Source organism: Sorangium sp. So ce204 (assembly GCF_051526795.1).
In the GTDB taxonomy this organism is placed as follows: domain Bacteria; phylum Myxococcota_A; class Polyangia; order Polyangiales; family Polyangiaceae; genus Sorangium; species Sorangium cellulosum_B.
On sequence record NZ_CP150317.1, the window covers coordinates 3,043,341 to 3,064,039 of the forward strand.

At 70.7% G+C, this 20,699-nt stretch carries 12 protein-coding genes; 8 read left to right on the top strand and 4 right to left on the bottom strand.

The genetic code is table 11. The features are described 5' to 3' along the window. Positions 1-13: 13 nt before the first annotated feature. Both WMF22_RS11610 and WMF22_RS11615 read left to right on the top strand, forming a co-directional pair. The gene (locus WMF22_RS11610; RefSeq protein ID WP_437299164.1) at positions 14-1,348 is read left to right on the top strand and encodes a hypothetical protein; all 1,335 of its coding nucleotides are present in this window, start codon (positions 14-16) and stop codon (positions 1,346-1,348) included. Positions 1,349-1,383: 35 nt separating this feature from the next. Continuing rightward, entirely contained in the window at positions 1,384-3,228 is a 1,845-nt protein-coding gene (locus tag WMF22_RS11615; protein WP_438035787.1) for a hypothetical protein, read from the top strand. 3 nt (positions 3,229-3,231) lie between these two features. On the opposite strand, the gene WMF22_RS11620 is transcribed toward WMF22_RS11615, so the two are convergent. Both WMF22_RS11620 and WMF22_RS11625 read right to left on the bottom strand, forming a co-directional pair. After that, positions 3,232-3,942, bottom strand: coding sequence for a hypothetical protein (locus WMF22_RS11620; RefSeq protein ID WP_437299166.1), 711 nt, complete (start codon positions 3,940-3,942; stop codon positions 3,232-3,234). 180 nt (positions 3,943-4,122) lie between these two features. Then, positions 4,123-4,911 carry a hypothetical protein gene (locus tag WMF22_RS11625; protein WP_437299167.1) on the bottom strand — a complete coding sequence of 263 codons (789 nt, stop codon included), beginning with the start codon at positions 4,909-4,911 and terminating at the stop codon, positions 4,123-4,125. 313 nt (positions 4,912-5,224) lie between these two features. Between WMF22_RS11625 and WMF22_RS11630 the strand changes: the two genes are divergently transcribed. From WMF22_RS11630 to WMF22_RS11655, 6 genes are all read left to right on the top strand, one after another. Beyond that, entirely contained in the window at positions 5,225-7,255 is a 2,031-nt protein-coding gene (locus tag WMF22_RS11630) for an ATP-binding protein (protein WP_438035788.1), read from the top strand. A gap of 4 nt (positions 7,256-7,259) precedes the next feature. Beyond that, the gene (locus tag WMF22_RS11635; RefSeq protein WP_438035789.1) at positions 7,260-10,496 is read left to right on the top strand and encodes a phage tail protein; all 3,237 of its coding nucleotides are present in this window, start codon (positions 7,260-7,262) and stop codon (positions 10,494-10,496) included. Beyond that, a complete protein-coding gene (locus tag WMF22_RS11640) occupies positions 10,480-10,899 on the top strand; it encodes a hypothetical protein (RefSeq protein WP_438035790.1) in 420 nt (139 codons plus the stop codon). Before WMF22_RS11635 ends, WMF22_RS11640 begins: the two co-directional genes overlap by 17 nt. Before the next feature lie 472 nt (positions 10,900-11,371). Then, entirely contained in the window at positions 11,372-13,375 is a 2,004-nt protein-coding gene (locus WMF22_RS11645) for a CmcI family methyltransferase (RefSeq protein ID WP_438035791.1), read from the top strand. A 24-nt stretch (positions 13,376-13,399) separates the two neighbouring features. Then, the gene (locus WMF22_RS11650; protein ID WP_437299172.1) at positions 13,400-15,673 is read left to right on the top strand and encodes a glycosyltransferase family 2 protein; all 2,274 of its coding nucleotides are present in this window, start codon (positions 13,400-13,402) and stop codon (positions 15,671-15,673) included. Between the two features lie 106 nt (positions 15,674-15,779). Then, positions 15,780-18,308 carry a catalase gene (locus tag WMF22_RS11655; protein WP_438035792.1) on the top strand — a complete coding sequence of 843 codons (2,529 nt, stop codon included), beginning with the start codon at positions 15,780-15,782 and terminating at the stop codon, positions 18,306-18,308. A gap of 42 nt (positions 18,309-18,350) precedes the next feature. Here WMF22_RS11655 and WMF22_RS11660 read toward each other — a convergent pair whose 3' ends face one another. Both WMF22_RS11660 and WMF22_RS11665 read right to left on the bottom strand, forming a co-directional pair. Further along, positions 18,351-18,653, bottom strand: a complete 303-nt coding sequence (locus WMF22_RS11660) for a hypothetical protein (protein WP_437299174.1) — start codon at positions 18,651-18,653, stop codon at positions 18,351-18,353. A 240-nt stretch (positions 18,654-18,893) separates the two neighbouring features. Then, positions 18,894-20,681, bottom strand: a complete 1,788-nt coding sequence (locus tag WMF22_RS11665; protein WP_437299175.1) for a thiamine pyrophosphate-requiring protein — start codon at positions 20,679-20,681, stop codon at positions 18,894-18,896. Between the last annotated feature and the right edge of the window lie 18 nt (positions 20,682-20,699).

Consider the following 20,699-nt stretch of genomic DNA (forward strand, 5'->3'; position numbering starts at 1 on the left):
GGCAACCAGCGTCATGAACACCGCGCAACTGCTGCAACCGCTGCTCGATGGCGGGATCCAGTCCATCAAGTTCTTCAATGGGCGTCTGCTCTCCGCCGAGGACCTGCAGCAGGAGCAGCAGGCGCAGCGGGAGGCGCGGGCGCTGCTCGGCGTGGCCCTGGGCGACGGCGTCGTGCACGGCCTCGAGGTCTCGCGCGCGGGCGCCGCGACCGAGCCCGTGCTGCGCGTCGAGGCCGGCCTGGCCGTGAACCGCGAAGGGGTGCCGCTGCATGTCCCCGAGGGCCTGGAGATCTCGCTCTCCCCCACGTCCCGGTCCTCGGTGAGCCCCGTGTCCGGCGACGGCGGCGCGGGGCTGTTCCACGTGTGCGACGAGCCCGCGCGCGGCGACTACCTCAGCGGCCGGGACCTCTGGATCGTAACGATCGGACCGGCGCAAGGGACACGCGGCCGGGCGCCGGTCACGGGCCTCGGGAGCAGCGCGGGCGCGTGCAACGCGAAGTACCTCATCGACGGCGTGACCTTCCGGACGCGCTGCATCACGAGGCGCCTCTCGGCCAGCGCCTTCGGCGCCGACGAGGAAGAGAGGCTGCGGAGCCGCCTGGCGTCGCGGTGCTTCGACCACGAGCACGCGCTCGACATGGCCCGCGATCCCTTCGGCACGCCCACGAGACAGCGGCTTGTCGACGACCTCCGCGCGGAAAAGGTGATCCCCGACGCCGAGGTGCCGCTCGCGGTCTTCTACTGGAAGGCGGGGGCGGGGTTCGTCTTCGTCGACCGATGGTCGGTGCGCAGGCGGATCGCGCTCCGCGACCGCGGCGATCGCTGGAGCCCGCTGCTCTCCGACGCGTCGAGGGCGGAGTCCGAGGCGCTGCTCGTGCAGTTCCAGGAGCAGATCGACGATCTGCTGCACATGAGCCTCGCGGAGCGCAAGGTGAGGGCCGAGGAGCTCAGGGCGTCGCGGTTCTTCACGCACCTCCCGCCCGTGGGCGTGCTGCCTGTCGTGGGCAATCCCTCCCGCGGAGGGTTCTCCGTCGCGGAGTTCTTCCACGGCCTCACGCTCCGACCGACGGGCGGCGCGATCCCCGAGGGGCCGCCGGCGTTCGAGGCGCACACGGTGATCGAAGGCTCGCGGGTCCGCGGGCTCCTCGAAGAGGCGCTGCGCCACGCGGCCGTGTCGACAGCCACCGACGAGATGTTCTGGATCTACCAGGTGCGCGAGAACATCCAGGCGGTGCGCGCGCCCGGGAGCGCTGTGCAGCCCTACGTGATCTTCGCGCGCGGGGCCGTCCCCTATCACGGCGGCGCGCCATTCAACGTGTCTCACTGGGGCTACGCCACGTACTCATAACCTCGGGGGATATGGCCCTGCTGCGCGGAGATGCCATGACGGTCGAGCGGATGCGGGTGCGCGGCGCCCGCGATCCGCTCGCCGTGCGCCTTCGCGCAGAGTCCCTGCTCGGGGCCGTGGACCTGCGCCCTTCGTGGCTGCCCCCGACGGCGGTGCTGATCGTGCGTTCGCTGCGCGTGCGCTCGTCGGCCGTCTTCGACCGCGGCGTCGACGCGTCCGTGCTGCGCGCGTGGGAGCGGGCGCTCCAGGCCGAGGTCGATCGCGTGGCGCGCGGCGCGGCGTGGCCCGCGCGCGAGGCCGTGCCCGCAGCGGCCGAGGCCGTGCTCTTCAACGACCACGCCGAGATGCTCGCGTGCCTCGCGCGCGACGCGTGTGACGGGGTGATCGCGGAGCGCTGGTGGTGGGCGGGGCGGCTCCACGCCGGCGGCGCCGAGCGGCTCGTGGCGGGGGCCTGGCGCGAGGCGCCGGAGCACGTCCCGGGAGCGCTGTCGGTGCTCGCGCGCAGCGGCGACGCGGTGCGCTTCATCGAGGCGCTGACGGTCGAAGAGCGACGCGCGGTGCTGCTCCCGATGCTCGAGGTGCACGGGCTTCCGGCGCTGCGCGCCGTGTTTGAAGCGGCGCCGGAGGGCGCTGCGAGCGCACGCGCGCCCGGAGAGGACCGGGGCGAGCTCACGTGGCGCGCCGTGGTGCCGGAGCGGATGACCGGGGAGACCTACGCGGACGCGCTGGTGCTGGTGGGGTTGATGCTGGTGCGCGCGCCGTCGCGGGTGCGCAGCGACGCCTTTGCAGAGGCCGCGCGGCGGCGGGTGCACGGCGCGTGGCCGGAGCGCGGCGCGGGCGCCGCCGCGCGCGGCCTTTCCCCCGCGGGTGAGGCGGGCGCGCAGGCGCGCGAGCCCGGCGCTACGAGCAAGGGCGCGCAGTCCACGGCGATGGCCGGGCGGACGGCCGCGACCGGTCCCGAGGAGGCGCCGGGCGCCGCCGCGCCGATGCAGGTCGACCGGGCGCGCGAGGTCGCGCCGCGCGGCGATCGCTCGGAGCAGGCGGCCGCGGCGCCGCCGACGACGGCGGCCGGCGCGCGAGAGACCAGCGAAGGGCGCAGCGTCCGGGAGGCGTCCAGGAGCGATGCTGTCGAGGCCGCCGCGGGCGTCTCGCTGTCTCGGGAGAGGGCGCGAGACGACGTTGTAGCAGGGAGGGGCGCGGAGCCCGCTGCGCCGCGCCCCGGGCCAGCACGCGCGCAGGAGCGCGCCGAGCACGCCGAGCCCGGCGACGAGGAGCCGAGTTACGAGGCCATCGACGCATGGGAGATCGAGACGGCGCTCGGGGGCGTGTTCTTCCTTGTCTACGTGGGTATCAGGCTGGGCCTTTATGGCGACTGCTTCACGCCGCGAGAGCCGGGTATCTCGCTCCCTCTGTGGGACTGGCTCGCGCTGGCCGGCCGCGCGCTGCTCGGGGAGGGGCACGAGGACGACCCCCTGTGGGGTTTACTCGCGGCGCTCGCGGGGCGCGCAGGCTTCGAGGCGCCCGGGGAGGGCTTCGATGCGCCCGAGGGGTGGACGCTCCCCGACGAGTGGCTCGTGGACGACGGCGTGGCGCCGGCGGAGAGCTCGAGCGCGGCGGGAGGGCGCGCGATCGACCGCTGGATCGCGGGCCTGATCCCGCACGTGCGCGCGAGGCTCGCCGAGGCGCTGGGCGTGTCGCGGGGCGAGGTCGTCGAGGTGATGCTCTTGCGGAGGGCTCGCGTGCGCGCGACGGCGAGCCGAGTGGATGTGACGATGTCGCTCGCCGACCTGCCGATCGAGGTCAGGCGCGCGGGGATCGACCGCGACGTGGGCTGGGTGCCCGCGGCGGGGAGGTACGTGGCGTTCTGGTTCGAGGGGTGAGCGTCAGGGGGGCAGCGGGTTGTCGGCGAGGACGTCCTGGCAATTGTTTACGCCCTGGATCGTGGGCATGGGGCCGCTGCTGTTCTCGAGCTGCATCACCTGGAGCCCGGCGAGGCTCCCGCCGTCGAGCACCGCAGGCGTACCTGCGCAGGGCGGTCCGGCGGGCGCCATGCTCACGATGCAGAACCGACTCGGGACGGTGCTCTTCAGGACGATCTCCCAGTTCTGAGGGGGCGCCGGGTCGGTGATCTCGCACGTCGCCGCGTTGCGCGCGGCGTGAGCCAGCGTGAGCCTGAGGCGGTAGCGGTTGCGGCGGACGTTGTTGGTCGGGCTATCCGCGGGAATGTTCGCGGGAGGGATCAACACCGCGCTCGCGCCGCTCGCGAAGAGCGCCGTGACCGTCGGGGCGCCATAATTCACGGCGAAGTCGGAGCCCGCAGGAAGGAATTGCGTGGGCTCGCTCCCCGTATGGTCCTTGATCTCCATGCTGAGCGGGCCCTCCCACGCCGTGCCGTCGTCGCCCGTGCTCAAGGGCCCACCATCTTCCAATCGGATGGGCGTCTGGTCGATCCAGATGTCGACCGCGTGAATCGACGCGCTGTTCGCGGCGCGCGCAGGGACGGTGACCCTGAGGAGGTTCTTGGCGCATGCAGCCCCCGAGGCTGCAGCGAGGAGCGAGAGCGTTAGAACGAGGAACTTCTTGAGCGACCGCATGGTACCTCGTGACTCCTAGAGCGACAAACGGGTTGAAACCCCGAGAAAAAGCAGGAATTTCACAGGGAGGCGGGGAGGCGGGAGGGAGAGACGGCAAGAGGGAGAAATTCATTTTTTTTCTTCCTCCCCGCCTCCTCGCCTCCCTGTGAAAATTCTCCGGGTTTCAACATGATCGCTGTTCTAGCCTGAAGGGAAGACTCGTGCGTCTGCCTGGGCGGACTGCGGCGCACCCGTGACCGATACCCGCACGGACACCTCGCGGCCCGTCAGGTTGACCCCAATCCGTGGTCTCGTGTCCGGAAAAACGAAGCTGAGCTCTGTGCTCGATCCGGTGACTGCGATGGGCTGCTCGCCTGTGGCGCTGGGGTAGACGACCTCGGTCGTGCCGTCCACGTAGAGCAGCTCGATCCGCGTCTGGTTGCCGGCGAAGTTCGCCCCGCGCACCGTCACCGGTTGGCCGATGATCAGGTTGGTGCCCGAGCCGGGGCCCCTCACCTCGCTGATTGTCGGCGAGGGCTGCGTCGCGGTCGATCGGACGAAGGTGTAGTTGCGTGAGGCGCGTCCGTTCTCGTTCTCGACCGAAACGACGAATGAAGCGCCCGACGCGCCCCCCCCCGACAGCACCGTATCGGGCACGCGGAAGCTGAGGCTCGATGCGCTGGTTCCCGTGGAGGTGAACACATAGCTCTCCACGGGAATCGGGACCTCGTTGATGCGGATGATATTGCGCAGCGTGCCGAGGACCGGATCGTACATGGGCACGACGAAATTGGCGCCGCGGATCGTCACGTTGCGCCCGACCTCCTGCTGCCCGGGGGGCTCGAACGCGTCGATGCGGACGGCCGTCGGTTCCTCCCCTTCGATCTTTTCAACGCGTGAGGCCAGGGCTTCCAGCGCATCGAGGAGGAGGTTAAACTGCTGGGCGGTGATGAGATCGCCCGGCCGAACGCGCGGGAACACCGTGGCCATTCGCTCGTCTCCTTCTCAAGAGCTGAAACCGTGCACCCCGTGAGGAGGCTCCGGCGGTCCCGAACGATCGACACCTCGTCACCTGCGCTTCGTTGCAGGTGCAGCACCCGGCGATGGTCGTGAAGCCCCAGAACCCTCTTCACCTACTGAATGTCGGCCGTCACCGTGCCACATTCGATTGCGCCCGGTCAATCGGTTTCATGACCCGCGGCGATGAACCTGATGGCCCTGGGAGCGCATGCGGTCGTAGAATGACGGGGCATAACGATGGCGTTTCAGGCGCCTGGTGCAGATGGGAGGGGTGGCGGAATCGATGTTGAGCGAGGGAGCCGCAGAGCACTTTCGGCTGCACCTCTTCGCGGCCGTCGCGCGGGTGATCGGCGAGGCCGCCCGCGGCTTCGAGAGCGTCGACGCCCTCCTCGAGCAGCTCCCCTTTCTCGCGGGGTACCGCGACGAGCTCCCGGAGGGCTCGATCGAGGATCCCGGGTGGTGGCCCGCGGCCATCGCCGATTTCGAGCGCGGCACGGGCGAGCACCTGCCGCTGCGCGCGCTGCGGGAGGCCGCGGGGCTCGACCACGACGCACTGACGCTGCTCCTTCTGCTGGGCCTTCAGGAAGAAGACCCGCGCTTCGGTCTGCTCTTCGACGCCGCGCAGGGCACCTCCGGACAGCAGCGCCCCACGCTCGGGCTCGTCAATGCGTGGTGGCGTGGCGAGGTCGATCGCGGGGAGGTGCGCGCCCGCCTCCGGCGCCTGCGCGAGCTCGGGCTCGTCGGCGTGCTCAACCCGGACGCGCCGCGCACGCAATGGCAGCTCCATGTGCATGCTCCGGTGTGGGACGCGCTCCGCGGCGAGGCGAGCGACGGCGTCGCGGCGTGGCTCACGCATCGGCCCCGCGAGGCGCTCGTGCCGCTCGGAGGGCTCATCGCGCCCGAGGCGCTGCGCCGCGAGCTCGCGCGCCTGCCCGAGCTGCTCGCCTCGGGGGAGGTGAGGGCGTTGCTCGTCCGCGGCCCTCGCCATTGCGGCCGCCGGACGCTCCTCGGCGCGGTCGCGCACGCCGTCGGGCGCGGCGTGCTCGAGGCGCGGGGCCTCGCGCGCGTCGATGACGACCGCTGGCGAACGCTCGGGTCCCTCGCGACGCTCCTGAACGCCGTCCCTGTGGCGGTCTTCGACGCGGGGCCCGGCGAGACCATCGATGTCCCGGCGCTCGCGGAGCGAGGCGAGCTGCTCGGCGTCGTCATGGGGCGGCAGGGGGGCGCGCGGGGCCCCGGCGTCGAGGGCGCGCTCACGCTCACGCTGGCGATGCCTGCGGCCCGCGAGCGCCGTGCCCACTGGCGCGCGGCGCTCGGCGACGCGCCCTGCTCTGCCCTCGACGACCTCGCGTCGCGCTTCCGCATGACCAGCGGGCACATCCGCCGCGCCGCCCCGGTGGCGCGCTCGCTCGCCCGGCTCGACGGCCGCCGCGAGGTCGCCCTCGACGACGTCCGCCGCGCCGCGCAGACGCTGCACCGCCAGGCGCTCGACACGCTCGCCGCCAGGGTGACGTGCGAGGGCGCGTGGACGTCGCTCGCGCTGCCTCCCGAGACGCTGCGCGACCTGCGCGATCTGGAGGCGCGCTGCCGCCAGCGGGAGACGATCCGCGAGCGCGTGGGGCCGGTGCTGCGCGGCGGGCTCAACCCGGGCGTGCGCGCGATGTTCCAGGGGCCGAGCGGCACGGGCAAGACCTTCGCGGCGCGCGTGCTCGCGGCGGAGCTCGGCATGGAGCTCTACCGCGTCGACCTGGCCTCGGTGGTGAACAAGTACATCGGCGAGACGGAGAAGAGCCTGCACCAGGTGTTCACGCTCGCCGAGGAGCTCGACGTGATCCTCCTGCTCGACGAGGGCGACGCCCTGCTCGCGCAGCGCACCGGGGTGCAGAGCTCCAACGACCGTTACGCCAACCTCGAGACCAACTTCCTGCTGCAACGGCTGGAGGCGTACGAGGGCATCGTGGTGGTGACCACCAACGCGGGGTCGCACATCGACACGGCCTTTCAGCGCCGCATGGATGTCGTTGTGGATTTTCGCGCGCCCGACGCCTCGGAGCGTCACGCGCTCTGGCAGCTTCACCTCCCGCCCGAGCACGCGGTCGACGGGGCGCTGCTGGCCGAGGTGGCCTCACGGTGCCAGCTCACGGGGGGGCAGATCCGGAACGCGGTGCTCCACGCCGCGCTGCTCGCGGCGGAGGTCGGCGCGCTCGTGAGCAACCCACACCTCGAGGCCGCGGTGGTGCGCGAATACCGCAAGTCGGGCGGGCAGTGCCCGCTGCGGCACCTCTCGGACTTCGCAAGGCAAGGGGGTCGCTGAGCCCATGGCCGGCGCCGCGCGGCTGTTCCCTCCGTCGCCGAAGCCCGCGGGAGGCATCGTCACGCCTGCGGTGCGCTCGCCTCGCGTCCGGGTCGCGAAGGCCGCGAAGGACCCGCGCTTCCTGAAGGTGATGGCGCAGCTGCAGGCGAGCGCGAAGAAGGTCGGCCAGCGCCCGCCGGCCGCGAGAAAGGCGGCGGAGGCGCAGGCCGCGGCGAAGGCGCCCGCGAACGAGAAGGTGGCTGGGGCGCGCGCCAACCAGGTCGACGAGATCAAGGACGCGAAGGCGGAGAAGCCCACGACGGGCGGCTTCCTCGCCGTGCTGCGCGCCGAGATCGACAAGGTGATGCCCAAGAACCTCGACGACGCCGACAAGTTCATGAAGGGCGGCGAGAGCGGGCAGATCAAGGGCTCTGTCGCGAGCAACGTCAAGCAGCAGAAGGAGGGCGCCTCCGGCCCCACGGAGCAGGCCACGAAGGCGCCGCCCGACACCGGCAAGGTCGAGGGCAAGGAGGTGACGCCGCTTCCGTCGGAGCCCGCGACCGCCGCGCCGCCGGTGGCGGGCGCCGAGGCGATGCCCGCGCCCAAGCCGCAGGCCCAGGTCGACAAGACCGCCAAGGACGCGTCGGCCTCGGCCGACCAGAAGATGAAGGACGCGGAGCTCACCTCCGCGCAGATGACCAAGGCCAACGATCCTCGCTTCAGCGCGGTGCTGACGGCCCGGGACAAGGCCAAGGAGACGGCTGCAGCGGGGCCCGCGAAGTACCGCGCGGGCGAGCAGAAGGCGCTTGTGCAGGCGAAGGCGGGCGCCACGGGCGACTCGGGCAAGGGGCTCGCGGCCCTGACGGCGACGAAGGCGTCTACGGGCAACAAGGCCAAGTCGCGGCAGCAGCTCGCCAAGGAGAAGGACGAGGCCGAGCGCAAGAAGGTCACCGACACGATCGCCGCGATCTTCGACAAGACCAAGGCGAAGGTCGAGGCGAAGCTCAGCACGCTCGAGGCCGACGTGATGGCCGTGTTCGACGCCGGCGCCGACGCGGCGCTCGCGACGATGAAGAGCAGCGCCAACGCGGAGATCGACCGCTTCAAGGCCGACCGCTACAGCGGGATCACGGGCGGCGCGCGCTGGATCGCCGACCTGTTCCGCGACACGCCGCCCGAGATCAAGGCGATCATCGCGCGGGCGCGCCAGCGCTTCACAACGAACATGGACGCGGTCGCGGTGCGGGTGGCCGGCATGGTCGACCAGCGGCTCGCCGAGGCGAAGGCCATCGTGGCCGCGGGTCAGGCCGAGGTGAAGACGTACGTCGCGGGCCTGTCGCCGAGCCTCAGGGCCGTGGGGCAGCAGGCCCAGGCGGACGTGCAGTCGAGGTTCGACGAGCTGAAGCAGTCGATCGACGACAAGGCGCAGGATCTCGCCGAGAAGCTCGCGCAGAAATACAAGGATGCTTCGGACAAGGCCGACGCCGCGGCCAAGGAGATGGAGGAGGCCAACAAGGGCGCGCTGAAGGGCCTGGCCGACAAGATCGGCGAGATCGTCAAGATCCTGGCGGAGTTCGCCGATCGGGTGGTGTCGCTGTTCAAGAAGGCGGCCGGCGTCGTCAAGAAGATCGTCGCCGACCCCATCGGGTTCCTCGGCAACCTGCTCTCGGCGATCAAACAGGGCATCTCGCGCTTCGTCGGCAACATCTGGACGCACATCAAGAAGGGCTTCATGACATGGCTCTTCGGCGAGCTGACGAAGGCCGGCGTCGAGATCCCGTCGGACCTGACGCTCCCGTCGATCCTGAAGCTCGTGCTGGGGGTGCTCGGCCTGACGTGGGCGAACATCCGGCCGAAGATCGTCAAGAAGATCGGCGAGCGCGCCGTCACGGTGCTCGAGAAGGTCGTCGAGATCTTGATGAAGCTCTTCACCTCCGGCCCGGCCGCGCTCTGGGCGGAGATGGAGGCGTTCGTCGGCGACCTGAAGGGGATGGTGATCGACGCCATCATCGACTGGGTCATCACGAAGGTGATCACGTCGGCGATCACCAAGATCGCGTCGATGTTCAACCCCGCGGGCGCGATCATTCAGGCCATCATCATGGTCTACAACGTCGGGGCCTGGCTGGCGGCGAACCTCAGCCGCATCCTCGACTTCATCGAGTCGGTGGTGAACTCGGTCGACCGCATCGCCAACGGCGACGTGGGCGGCGCCGCGGCGTGGATCGAGCAGGCGCTCTCGAGGATGATCCCGATCCTCATCGGGTTCCTCGCGAGCCTGCTCGGCCTCGGGGGGCTTGCGGCGAAGGTGAAGAGCTTTATCACGAAGGTGCAGGCCAAGGTCGGCAAGGCCGTGGATTTCGTGATCGATAAGGTCTTCAACGTCGTCAAGAAGCTCGTCGGGAAGGTCACCGGGAAGGACAAGAAGGACGGCAAGCCGGACGAGCGCACGGACGCGCAGAAGAAGGCTGACCTCGAACGTGGCCTGGCAGAAGCTGCGGCGGCTGCACGAGAGCCCAAGAATACGAAGCAGAAGCTCGCCTCCAAGCTGCAGCAGATCAAGTCCAAGTACAAGATGACGGTGCTCGAGGTCGTCGTCGACTCGAAGTCCGAGCTTGAGGCGCGCGAGCATCTGGTCGGCGAGATCAATCCGAAGGCGGTTAGTCCCACATTTACCGTGCGTATCGATCTGGTTCAGATCGCGGTGACCGAACAGGAAGCGGCACAGCTTCGTGCGGCGTCGGCCGCGGCTTCTGCGCCTGCGCCGGCGCCGCAAGGTCCGATCACCGATCCGGCGAGGCTGCTGCCAGCGTCTGGAGGGACTCCGAGAAAGACAATGGCGCAGGTTGCGACCACTCGTGGTACGGGAAGGGAGCGCGGTGCCGCGCTTGAAGAGCACCTGCAGCAGTCCTTCGGTGGTGAACGCGAGGTGGTCGAGGAGACCCGCCTGGGTGTACGCCGTCACGATCTTCAGCTGCCCCCGGTCGGGCAAACCGATATCCGGCTCGAAGGCAAGAATTATCTGCGTTACGTCCGCGTCAAAAAGGAGGACGGCAGCGCTGCGACGGAGACGCGCACGGTGCCGCTGTCGAAAGATATCAGTGCCCAGATCGATAAAGATACGCTCTGGATCCGCGCCGGCCGGCGCAAAACTCCCCCGGAACAGCGAGTAGTACAGTGGGTCTTTGCCAACGCGCCCCCGAGCTCCGAACTCGCCGCTCGATTGCAATCAAGGAAGCTGCCATATGTCACCTACGCCTGATACGCCACTCTCGCTGATGCGGTTGCTTCGGAAAGAGTTGTCGGCACTCCCAACAACCCACTGGCGCTACCTCTTTCCATGCGGAGTCGCGGTCTGGCGCTATATTCACGAGCGGCACCCTGATGCTCTCGGAGAGGTGAATGCCGGTTATGACGAGAAGCCGTGGTTTGCCGGGCCAGGTGCGAGGTGGTTCGTTCGCGTACTTCAGCAGGGTGACGATTATCAGCGGATCTGCGACTCTATTATGGAGTCGTTGATCGAGCAGCTGGGTCCCGAGCGATTGAGTCGAATCGATCTGGAAGAAGATGAGCTGCCAGTTATTGATTCGACGCTCGTTGCGCAGCTCGAAGAGTTGGTGGAGCGCGAGGTCAAGCTGGCGATCGCGAGGGGCGACTTGCCGTGAGTGCATGACTGCAACCACGTACGGCTGCTCTCGCGCCTCTAGTCAGCGCGCAGCTTACTGTCGTCACCGTACACCTCATCGCCCATTACCCAGGCGGCATCCCACTTCTGCCCGAGCGCGCCTGCCGCCTGTATGAGTACGTCGGGTTGTTCGGCCCGCTCGCGCAGCGACAGCGCCACCCGTCGCGACCGATCGGTGAGCTGTACGCCGGTCAGCCTTCCCAAGTACGTCGGCGAGGCCAAGACCGCGGTGCTGCGCGAGCACCAACACCTGGCGATCGTGGCAAGGCAAAAGGGCGCTGAGAACGATGCCCGGCGCCGCGCGGCGGTCACCTCCGTCGCCGAAGCCCGCGGGAGGCATCGTCACGCCCGCGGTCAAGCTCGGGCCTGGAGCACCTTGTGGCTTGAACGCGAGGGGCATTTCAACGACCATCGGTGCCACGAGACGCCCCGCGGCGATGGAGCCCCTTCCCGTGTATCTCACCGACCTCACGCCCACCCAGGTTCGCGTCGGCTATGGCCAGCTCGGTCTTCACGGCAGCCTCGGCTACGAGAACAAGCCCGTGCGCGTCGCCGACCGCTCGTATTCGCACGCCCTGAGCGCGCACCCGCCCTCGCGCGTGCGGTTCCCGCTCGGCGGGCGCTACGGCGCCCTCCGCTGCCACGTGGCGCTCAACGACGACGTGCCGCCGGGCCGCTCCTCCGCGGATTTTTCGGTATTCGCCGACGGCCGCCTCATCGCTGTCGTGCCCCAGGTGCTCGCGCGAGCGCCGCCGCGCGAGCTCGTCGCCGACGTGCGCGGCGCGAACACCCTGGAGCTCGAGATCCGCACGAGCCGCTGGGAGTTTTGCCACGCGGTCTGGCTCGACCCGGTGCTCGACGAGGCGCCGCCGGCGCGCGCCGCGGAGCGCCTCCTCGATTGCCTGGGACGCGCCGAGATCACCCTGCCTCGCGTGGTGCCGTCCGCGCGGCGCTGCATCGCGACGGTGGTGTCTCCGGGGTACACCGAGCTGCTCGACGACATGCTCGGGTCGCTGTACGCCCACGGCGGCTGCCAGGACGCGCTGCTCGTCGTGTTCGCGCTCGACGCCGACGCGGAGTGCGTGAGGGTGGCCGGTAAGTACGGCGCGACGCTCGTCCCGTGCCGGTCGCACGCGCGCATCAACGCGACGAGCAAGGCGCTGCTCTACACGGTCGCACGCGTGGTCGACGCGGAGCGGTACCTCTGCCTGGACGCCGATATGCTCGTGCTGGGCGACCTGCGCCCGATCTTCGCCGCGCTCGAGGCGGCGCCCAGCGGGAGCATCCTTGTGTGCCGCGAGGGCAACAGCCGGGGGCTCGCGAACCTCGGCCAGGCGTTCCGCGACGCGTACTGGGGCAACGCGAACGACCTGAAGGCGCTGAAGATCACCGGCGCCGAGCTCGCGTACCCGCTCGCCGTCAACGACGGGCTGTTCGCGGCCGAACGCTCGGCGATGCTCGCGCTCGACGGCTTCATCCGAGAGCTCCCCGGAGCGGTCGCGTGGGTGGACCAGCGACGCGACAACTGGTGGCGTAACCAGTTCATCTTCAACCTGGCGCTGGCCCGATTGGACTGCGCCGTCGAGCTCGATCCGACCTGGAACCTCCAGCTCCACGCGCAGGACGTGGAGTGGGCCGATCGCGACGGCCGCGCGCGCGCCGAGTGGCACGGCCGGCCGGTGCGGGTGCTCCACTTCAGCGGCGTGGGCCGGCGCAAGTACCCGGAGCAGCGCAATCAGTTCGTGCGAATCTCCGACCCCCTCACGGGGGGAGGGGGCGGAGACCCCTACGCGGCGTTCCTCGACGCGCTGCGCGCGTGGATCGGGCGCTTCGGGCTCGCGTCGCTCGCCTGGTCGTTCTACGGCGTCACCGACGCCACAACCGCCCGGGTGGCCGACCCCTCGACGTTCCCTCTGCTGGCGTTGCTCCACTACCTGGTGCGCACCAATGGATGCGTGCGCGTCCTCGAGACGGGCACCGCCCGCGGCATCTCCGCCGCCTGCCTCGCGTCGGCGGTGGCTCATCGCGCCGAGGGCCGGGTGGTCACCCTCGACCCCTATCGCCACGCGGAGCGGAGCGAGCTGTGGAAAATGCTGCCCGAATCCATCCGCCGGTGCATCGAGGAGCGCACGGTGGGCTCGCTCGAGGGGATGGCCGCCGCGCTGGAGGCCGGGGAGCGGTACGAGGCTGCGCTGCTCGACTCGATCCACACCGAGGAGCACGTCTGGGCCGAGTTCGAGCTGGCGTCACGCCTGGTGTGCCCAGGAGGCCTGATCCTGATCCACGACGCGATCTATGCGCACGGCACGGTCGGCAAAGCCCTCCTGCGGATCCAGGCCGCGGGCTATGATGTCACGCGCCTGTGGACGGCGGACTCGGGTGTGCACGAAGATGACCGTCTGGGCCTCGCCGTGATCGAGAACCGCCGTACCCGTGAGGCCGCCACGCCGTCGTGAGCGGAGCGCCGACGCTGCCGACCGATGCTCGCCACCTGCATCATGCCCACGCACGATCGACGCGCCTTCGTGCCGCGCGCGATCGAGCGCTTTCTCTCGCAGGACATCGACGCGATCGAGCTCGTGATCCTCGACGACGGCGCAGACGCGGTGAGAGACCTCGTGCCCGAGCACCCGCGGATACGCTATCTGCGCCATCCTCGGAAGCTCTCGCTGGGCGAAAAGCGCAACGCGCTCTGCGGCGAGGCGCAGGGCGCGGTCATCGTGCACTGGGACGACGACGACTGGTACCCCCCGTGGCGCGTGCGCGTACAGCTCGAGGCGCTGCGCTCGCGCGACGCCGACGCGTGCGGCAGCCGCACGACCTGGTACCACGAGCCCGCGACGGGGCGCGCGTGGCGCTATGAGTATCGCGGCGCCGACGCGTACGTCACCGGCAACACCCTCGCGTATCGAAAGGCCTTCTGGGAGAAGAACCCCTTCGCCGAGGTGCAGGTGGGCGAGGACACCCGCTTCGTGCGCTCGGTGCCGCGCGGGCGCCTCGTCGACCTCGCGGATCCGGGCCTCTGCGTCGCCACGGTGCACCCGGGCAACGTGTCGCCCAAGCGCCCCGCGAGCAGCGCGTGGACGCGGGTGGACCCCGACGCGCTGCCCTCGGCGAGGGGCGCGGACGGGCAGCCGCAGCGTTCACCCAGGCTGCCTCGCGTGTCGTGCATCATGCCCACGGCCGACCGGAGGCCCTTCGTGACGCTCGCGCTGGAGCTCTTCGCCGCGCAGACGCTGCCCGATCGCGAGCTCGTGGTGGTCGACGACGGCGGCGATGCCGTGGGCGACCTCTGCGAGGGCGCTCCCGGCGTGCGCTACGTGCGCCTCCCGCAGAAGATGTCCATCGGCGCGAAGCGCAACGTCGCGTGCCAGAGCGCCACGGGGGAGCTCATCGCCCACTGGGACGACGATGACTGGTACGGCCCCGAGCGGTTGCGCCTCCAGGCCGAGCCCATCGCGGCGGGGCGCGCGGACGTCACGGGGCTCGAGAACGCCTACACCCTGAAGCTGCCCGAGGGGGAGTTCTGGGGCACGTCGAGGCGGCTCCACCAGCGGATGTTCGTGGAAGACGTGCACGGAGGGACATTGATGTTCCGCAGGTCCCTCTTCGATGGCGGCGTCCGATATCCTGACACGAACCTCGCCGAGGACGCCGCCCTGCTCCGGGCGCTCACGACCCGCGGGGCTCGGCTTGAGCGCGTGGGGAACGGCGGCGTGTTCGTCTATGTACGCCACGGGCGCAACGCGTGGCGCTTCGACGCGGGGCGTTTCCTCGACAGCTCGGGCTGGTGCCGCGTCGAGGCGCCGGCGGCGATGCCGGGGGCCGCCGTCGAGCGGTACCGCGCCGCAGCCTCGGGGGCAGCCGCTGCGCGCGAGGTGCCGCCACCGGCGGGGCGCGACGCCTTCCGCGATTGCCTCGACGCCGCGGACGTGACGCTCCCCGACGCGCCCCTCCGCGCGGAGCGTTGCGTGGCTGTCGTCGCGGGGGAGGCGCACGCGAGCCTCCTCGACGCGCTGCTCGACTCCATCGAACGCAATGGCGGCATCCCCGACGTGATGAAGGTGGTGTTCATCGAGGGGGTGTCGCCAACCTGCGAGCGGGTGGCCGTGCGGCATCGTGCGGAGATCGTGCGCTGCCGCGCGACGCGCGCCCCGTCCCCCGCGCTGAAAGGCGCGCTCTACTCGATGGCCCGCGCCGTCGATGCGCGGCAGTACCTGTGCCTCGACGCCGATTTGCTCGTGCTCGACTCGCTCGCCGAGCTCTTCGAGCTGCACGCGCAGCTACCGGCCGGGAAAGTGCTCATCGCGCCCGAGGCCATGCCCCGCGGCCCTGCGACCCTCGCTGCGGCCTTCACGTCGATCTATCATGGAACCTCTGGGGAGCTCTCTTCATTTACGCGCGGAGACCCCTCCCTCGCGGCGTATCCCCACGTCGTGAACGACGGGCTCTTCGTGGCGGACCGCGTGGGTCTGGAGGCGGTCGACGGGTGGATCCGCTCCTCCGCCGGGATCGTGCAATGGGTGCATGCGCGCCGCGACGTCAGGTGGCGTCACAAGGCCGCGCTCAACCTCGCCCTCGCCAGCATCGGCGCCGGCGCCGCGCTCGACCCCGCCTACAACGTGCAGCTGCACGCCGAGCGGGCCGAGCCCGACGGCGGCGGCGCGCGCTGGCGAGGTGGACGTGCGAGGGTGCTGCACTTCAACGGCGCAGGACGCAGGCTCCATGCCGCCTGGTGTACCCGATTGCGGTGAGCGTCTGCCTGCGGGCAACGGTCCCGATCCGGCTGTGTCCGCCGCCCTGCCAGGGCGCGTGTTGGTGCGCCCTTTGCTGAAACCCCGGCTCCCCGGAGGACATCTCATGACCGATCGCAAAGACCCCGCGAAGCCGTCGTCCAGTGTGCCGGCGCCGACCGAGAAGGGCGCGGGCAGCGCGAAGCAATCGATGGGTGGCCCGTCGGCGAAGCCGCGGGCGGCACGGACGAAACGCAGCCTCCTCGAGCGCGCGGCGACCGCGCTCGGCAGCGGGACGAGCAGTGAGGACGCCCGGGGGCGCCACGCGGCAGCAGCCGACCGCCTCGACGCGAAGATCGACGCCACAGAAGCGCTCGTCGCCGCGATCCCCGAGAACGTGAACAAAGGCGCCGAGTACGCGCTACGCGGCAAAATGCCACAGCCGCCGCAAGGTGCCACGGCGAAGCCCGAGAACCTCGACGCGACAGCGAGCACGATCACCGAGAGCAACGAGTCCGAGAAGAACGGCGCCAAGGCGGCGCCGGGCGAAAATCCGAACCAGGGGCCTCTGCAGAAGCATCGGGTCGACTCGCTCGGTCGGGCGCTGACGACGAACCAGGGCGTGCCCGTCGGCGACAACCAGAACTCGCTGCGCGCGGGGCTGCGCGGCCCGACGCTGCTCGAGGACTTCATCCTGCGCGAGAAGATCACGCACTTCGATCACGAGCGCATCCCCGAGCGCGTGGTGCACGCGCGCGGCTCGGGCGCGCACGGCTACTTCGAGTGCACCGAGGACATCACCTCGCTCACCGAGGCCGCGCCCTTCGCCAAGGTCGGCAAGCGGACGCCTGTCTTCGTGCGCTTCTCGACCGTCGCGGGCGAGCGCGGCAGCGCCGATACGGTGCGCGACGTGCGCGGCTTCGCCGTGAAGTTCTACACCGAAGAGGGCAACTGGGATCTTGTCGGCAACAACATCCCTGTCTTCTTCATCCAGGACGCGATGAAGTTCCCGGACGTGGTGCACGCCGTCAAGCCCGAGCCGCACCACCAGATGCCGCAGGCGTCGAGCGCGCACGACACCTTCTGGGACTTCATCTCGCTCATGCCCGAGTCGATGCACATGATCATGTGGCACATGAGCGACCGGGCGATCCCGCGCAGCTTCCGGACGATGCAGGGCTTCGGCGTGCACACCTTCCGGCTCGTCAACGCGGCCGGCGAGGCGACGCTCGTGAAGTTCCACTGGACACCCGTGCTCGGTACACACTCGCTCGACTGGGACGAGGCGGTGAAGATCGCGGGCGCCGACCCCGACTTCCACCGCCGCGACCTGTGGGAGGCCATCGAGGGCGGCGCGTTCCCCGAGTACCTCTTGCAGATCCAGACGTTCACGGAGGCCGAGGCCGAGCGGTGGAGCTTCGACGTGCTCGACGCGACCAAGATCGTGCCGGAGGAGCTCGCGCCCCTGCGCACCGTCGGCCGGCTCGTCCTGAACCGCAACCCCGACAACTTCTTCGCCGAGACGGAGCAGGTCGCGTTCTGCACGCAGCACATCGTGCCCGGCATCGACTTCACGAACGACCCGCTGCTCCAGGGGCGCAACTTCTCGTACCTCGACACGCAGCTCTCGCGCCTCGGCGGGCCGAACTTCCACGAGATCCCGATCAACGCGCCTGTCGCCGAGGTGCACAACAACCAGCGCGACGGGTTCCACCGCCAGGCGATCAACCGCGGCCGCGTGAACTATGAGCCCAACTCGCTCGCCGGTGGCTGCCCCTTCCAGGCCGGCGCGCGCGGCTTCGCCTCGGTCGCCGAGCGGCTCCTGGCGCAGCAGGCCGCGACCGAGCCGAGCAAGCTGCGCGCGAAGCCCGAGAAGTTCGCGGACCACTACACGCAGGCGCGCCTCTTCTGGGCGAGCCAGGCGCCCGTCGAGCGCGCGCACATCGCGCGCGCCTTCCGCTTCGAGCTGACGCGCGTGCAGACGCAGGCGATCCGCGAGCGCATGGTCCGGATGCTGCGGAACGTCGACGAGGGGCTGGCCGCGCGCGTCGCGGCCGACCTCGGCATGCCGCTCCCCGAGCCGCTCTCGATGGTGGCGCCGCCCGTCAAGGACCCCGAGGTCGCGGTGTCGCCGGCCCTGTCGCTGTTCGCCCGGCCCGGCGATGGCCGTATCCTCGGCCGCCGCGTCGCGCTCGTCGTCGCCGACGGCGTGAGCGGGGCGGAGGCGGGCGCGCTCTACGAGGCGCTGCTGCTGGCGGGCGCGGTGCCCCGCTATGTCGGCGCGCGCCTCGGGGTGGTGCGCACCGCCGAGGGCGACGAGCTGCCGGTCGAGGTCACGATCGAGGCGGCCCCGAGCGTTCTCTTCGACGCCGCGGCGCTGCTGCCCGGCAAGGGCGCGGCGGCGCTGGCGCGCGACGGGCTCGCTGTCGAGTTCGTCCAGCTCCAGTACCGCCACTGCAAGCCGCTGCTCGTGCCAGCGTCGGCCGCGCCGCTCGCCGAGGCCGCCGGCGTGAAGGCCGCTGCGGCCGCCGCGGGGGCCGACCCGGGCCTGCTCGTCCTGCGGGACGACGCCGTGGGTGCGGCGGCGCCGGCGTTCGTCAAGGCGATCGCCATGCACCGCGCGTGGCAACGCCAGACCGAGCCGCCGGCGGTGTGACCCGGCTCGGCGCCCCCTGACCTCGTCTGGGCCTCGTGCCCCTCACCAGAGGCGCCGGCGCTCGCGACGTGCGCGCGCCGCCACGGCCGCGGCGGTCCCCAGGGCGAGCGCGACGGCCGCGGCGGCGGCGACGCGCTTGGCTGTGGGCGCGGCGCCGCCTTTGATCACGCGCAGGTTCGCCTTCGCCGTGGCCCGATCGCCCGCGAGCCGCTCCTCGCTGCGCTCGATCGGCTCGGCGAGGCCTGGCGGCGCCGCGGAAACGGCTTCGGCGCAGACATGGCCACGCTCGCCGAGGGAGCGAGAGACCCTCTCCAGATCGAACCGGATCACACCGGATGGTTCCATGGGCCCTGCATTTGCAATCGCCGTTCCCCATCGGTGCACCAGCGCGCTCGCCGGCTCGACGCATCGGTCGCGTGGAGCGCCCAGTCGCCCGCGGCGACGCGGACCACGCCGGTTCAACGCGTCGGTCGCGTGGAGCGCCCGGTCGCCCGCGGCGGAGCGGATCTCGCCGTCGTCACCGTCGATCGCGCGCGGGAGCTCGTCCGCGAGCGCCTCCGCCTCGGGGCCGGCCGGCGCGCTCCGTCAGCGCCGTTGCGGGATCCAGCTCTCGATCATGTCGCGGTACACCTGCCGGACGACACCGCGCCCGCCCGGGTCGCCCCGGAGCAGCGCCGACGTGAGCATTGCGGCCTGCTTCACGGTGATGTGCGGCGGCAGCGGCGGGACCTCCGGGTCGGTGATCGCCTCCACCACCACCGGCCGGTCGACCCGGAAGGCCTCGTCCCACGTGCGCGCGACCTGGTCCGGGCGGTCGATCCGCACGCCGCGCAGCCCGAGCGCCTCGGCGTAGGCCGCGTACGGGAAGTCCGGCAGCGTCTGGGACGCCTCGAGCTTGGGATCGCCGCTCATGGCGCGCAGCTCCCAGGTGACCATGTTCAGGTCGCGGTTGTTGAGCACCAGCACGACGAGGCGCGGGTCCTTCCACTCGCGCCAGTACTTCGCGACCGTGATGAGCGTGTTGATGCCGTTCATCTGCATCGCGCCGTCGCCGACCATCGCGACGACAGGGCGGTCGGGGAAGGCGAACTTCGCCGCGACCGCGTACGGCATCGCGGGCCCCATCGTCGCCAGCGTCCCCGAGAGCGAGGCCATCATCCCAGACCGGATCTTGATGTCGCGCGCGTACCAGTTCGCCGACGTCCCGGAGTCGGCGGTCAGGATGCAGCCGTCGGGCAGCCGCGGCGACAGCTCCCAGTAGACGCGCTGCGGGTTCAGCGGATCGGCGTCGTTCATCGCCCGCGCCTCGAGCACCTTCCACCAGTCGGCGACGCTCTCCTCGAGCTTGCGCCGCCACGAGCGGTCCGTCTTGAGCTTGAGGTAGGGGATGAGCGCCCGCAGCGTCTCGGCGCTGTCGCCGATCAGGTTGACCTCCATCGGGTAGCGCAGGCCGAGCATCCGGCCGTCGATGTCGATCTGGACGCCGCGCGCCTTGCCCTCCTCCGGCAGGAACTCCGGGTAGGGGAAGTTCGAGCCGACCATGAAGAGCGTGTCGCAGTTGGCCATCATCTCCCAGCTCGGCTTGGTGCCGAGCAGGCCGATGGCGCCGGTGACCCAGGGCAGGTCGTCGGGGAGCGCCGCCTTGCCGAGCAGCGCCTTGGCGACGCCGCACCCGAGGATCTCGGCGGCGCGCACGATCTCCGGCGCGGCCCCGAGCGCGCCCTGGCCGATCAGCATCGCGACCCGCTTGCCGGCGTTGAGCAGGTCGGCCGCGCGCCGCAGGTCCTCCTCCTTCGGCACCACGCGCGGCGAGGCGTAGCCGACGCCGGTGTGCACGGTCCCGTGCGTGTGCGGGGGCTGCTCGACGGCGTCGAGCTCCTGGACGTCCTTGGGGACGATGACGCAGGTGACGGTGCGCTCCGCCCTGGCGATGCGCATCGCGCGGTCGATGAGGTGGCGGAGCTGCACGGGAGAGGACGCCATCTGCACGTACTCGTGCGCGACGTCCTTGAAGAGCGTCAGGAGATCGACCTCCTGCTGGTAGCTCCCGCCGAGCGCGGCGCGGTCCTGCTGGCCGACGATGGCCACGACCGGCTGGTGGTCCAGCTTCGCGTCGTAGAGCCCGTTCAGGAGGTGGATGGCGCCGGGCCCCGAGGTCGCCAGGCACACGCCGACCTCGCCGGTGAACTTCGCGTGGGCGCACGCCATGAACGCGGCCATCTCCTCGTGCCGCACCTGGATGAACCGGAGGTCCGGAACGCGATGGAACGCCCCGACGATCCCGTTGATGCCGTCGCCTGGATAGGCATAGACGCGCCGGACACCCCACGCGACGAGGCGCCTCAGCAGGAACTCGCCGACGGTCTGGGCCATGATTTCCCCCAGTCCGAG

Bases quoted from the DNA above. Each gene is read 5' to 3' on its own strand.
- WMF22_RS11635 (WP_438035789.1), top strand. From the start codon at position 7,260: ATGGCCGGCGCCGCGCGGCTGTTCCCTCCGTCGCCGAAGCCCGCGGGA.
- WMF22_RS11610 (WP_437299164.1), top strand. From the start codon at position 14: ATGAACACCGCGCAACTGCTGCAACCGCTGCTCGATGGCGGGATCCAG.
- WMF22_RS11630 (WP_438035788.1), top strand. From the start codon at position 5,225: ATGTTGAGCGAGGGAGCCGCAGAGCACTTTCGGCTGCACCTCTTCGCG.
- WMF22_RS11655 (WP_438035792.1), top strand. From the start codon at position 15,780: ATGACCGATCGCAAAGACCCCGCGAAGCCGTCGTCCAGTGTGCCGGCG.
- WMF22_RS11660 (WP_437299174.1), bottom strand. From the start codon at position 18,653: ATGGAACCATCCGGTGTGATCCGGTTCGATCTGGAGAGGGTCTCTCGC.
- WMF22_RS11625 (WP_437299167.1), bottom strand. From the start codon at position 4,911: ATGGCCACGGTGTTCCCGCGCGTTCGGCCGGGCGATCTCATCACCGCC.
- WMF22_RS11650 (WP_437299172.1), top strand. From the start codon at position 13,400: ATGCTCGCCACCTGCATCATGCCCACGCACGATCGACGCGCCTTCGTG.
- WMF22_RS11620 (WP_437299166.1), bottom strand. From the start codon at position 3,942: ATGCGGTCGCTCAAGAAGTTCCTCGTTCTAACGCTCTCGCTCCTCGCT.
- WMF22_RS11615 (WP_438035787.1), top strand. From the start codon at position 1,384: ATGACGGTCGAGCGGATGCGGGTGCGCGGCGCCCGCGATCCGCTCGCC.
- WMF22_RS11665 (WP_437299175.1), bottom strand. From the start codon at position 20,681: ATGGCCCAGACCGTCGGCGAGTTCCTGCTGAGGCGCCTCGTCGCGTGG.
- WMF22_RS11640 (WP_438035790.1), top strand. From the start codon at position 10,480: ATGTCACCTACGCCTGATACGCCACTCTCGCTGATGCGGTTGCTTCGG.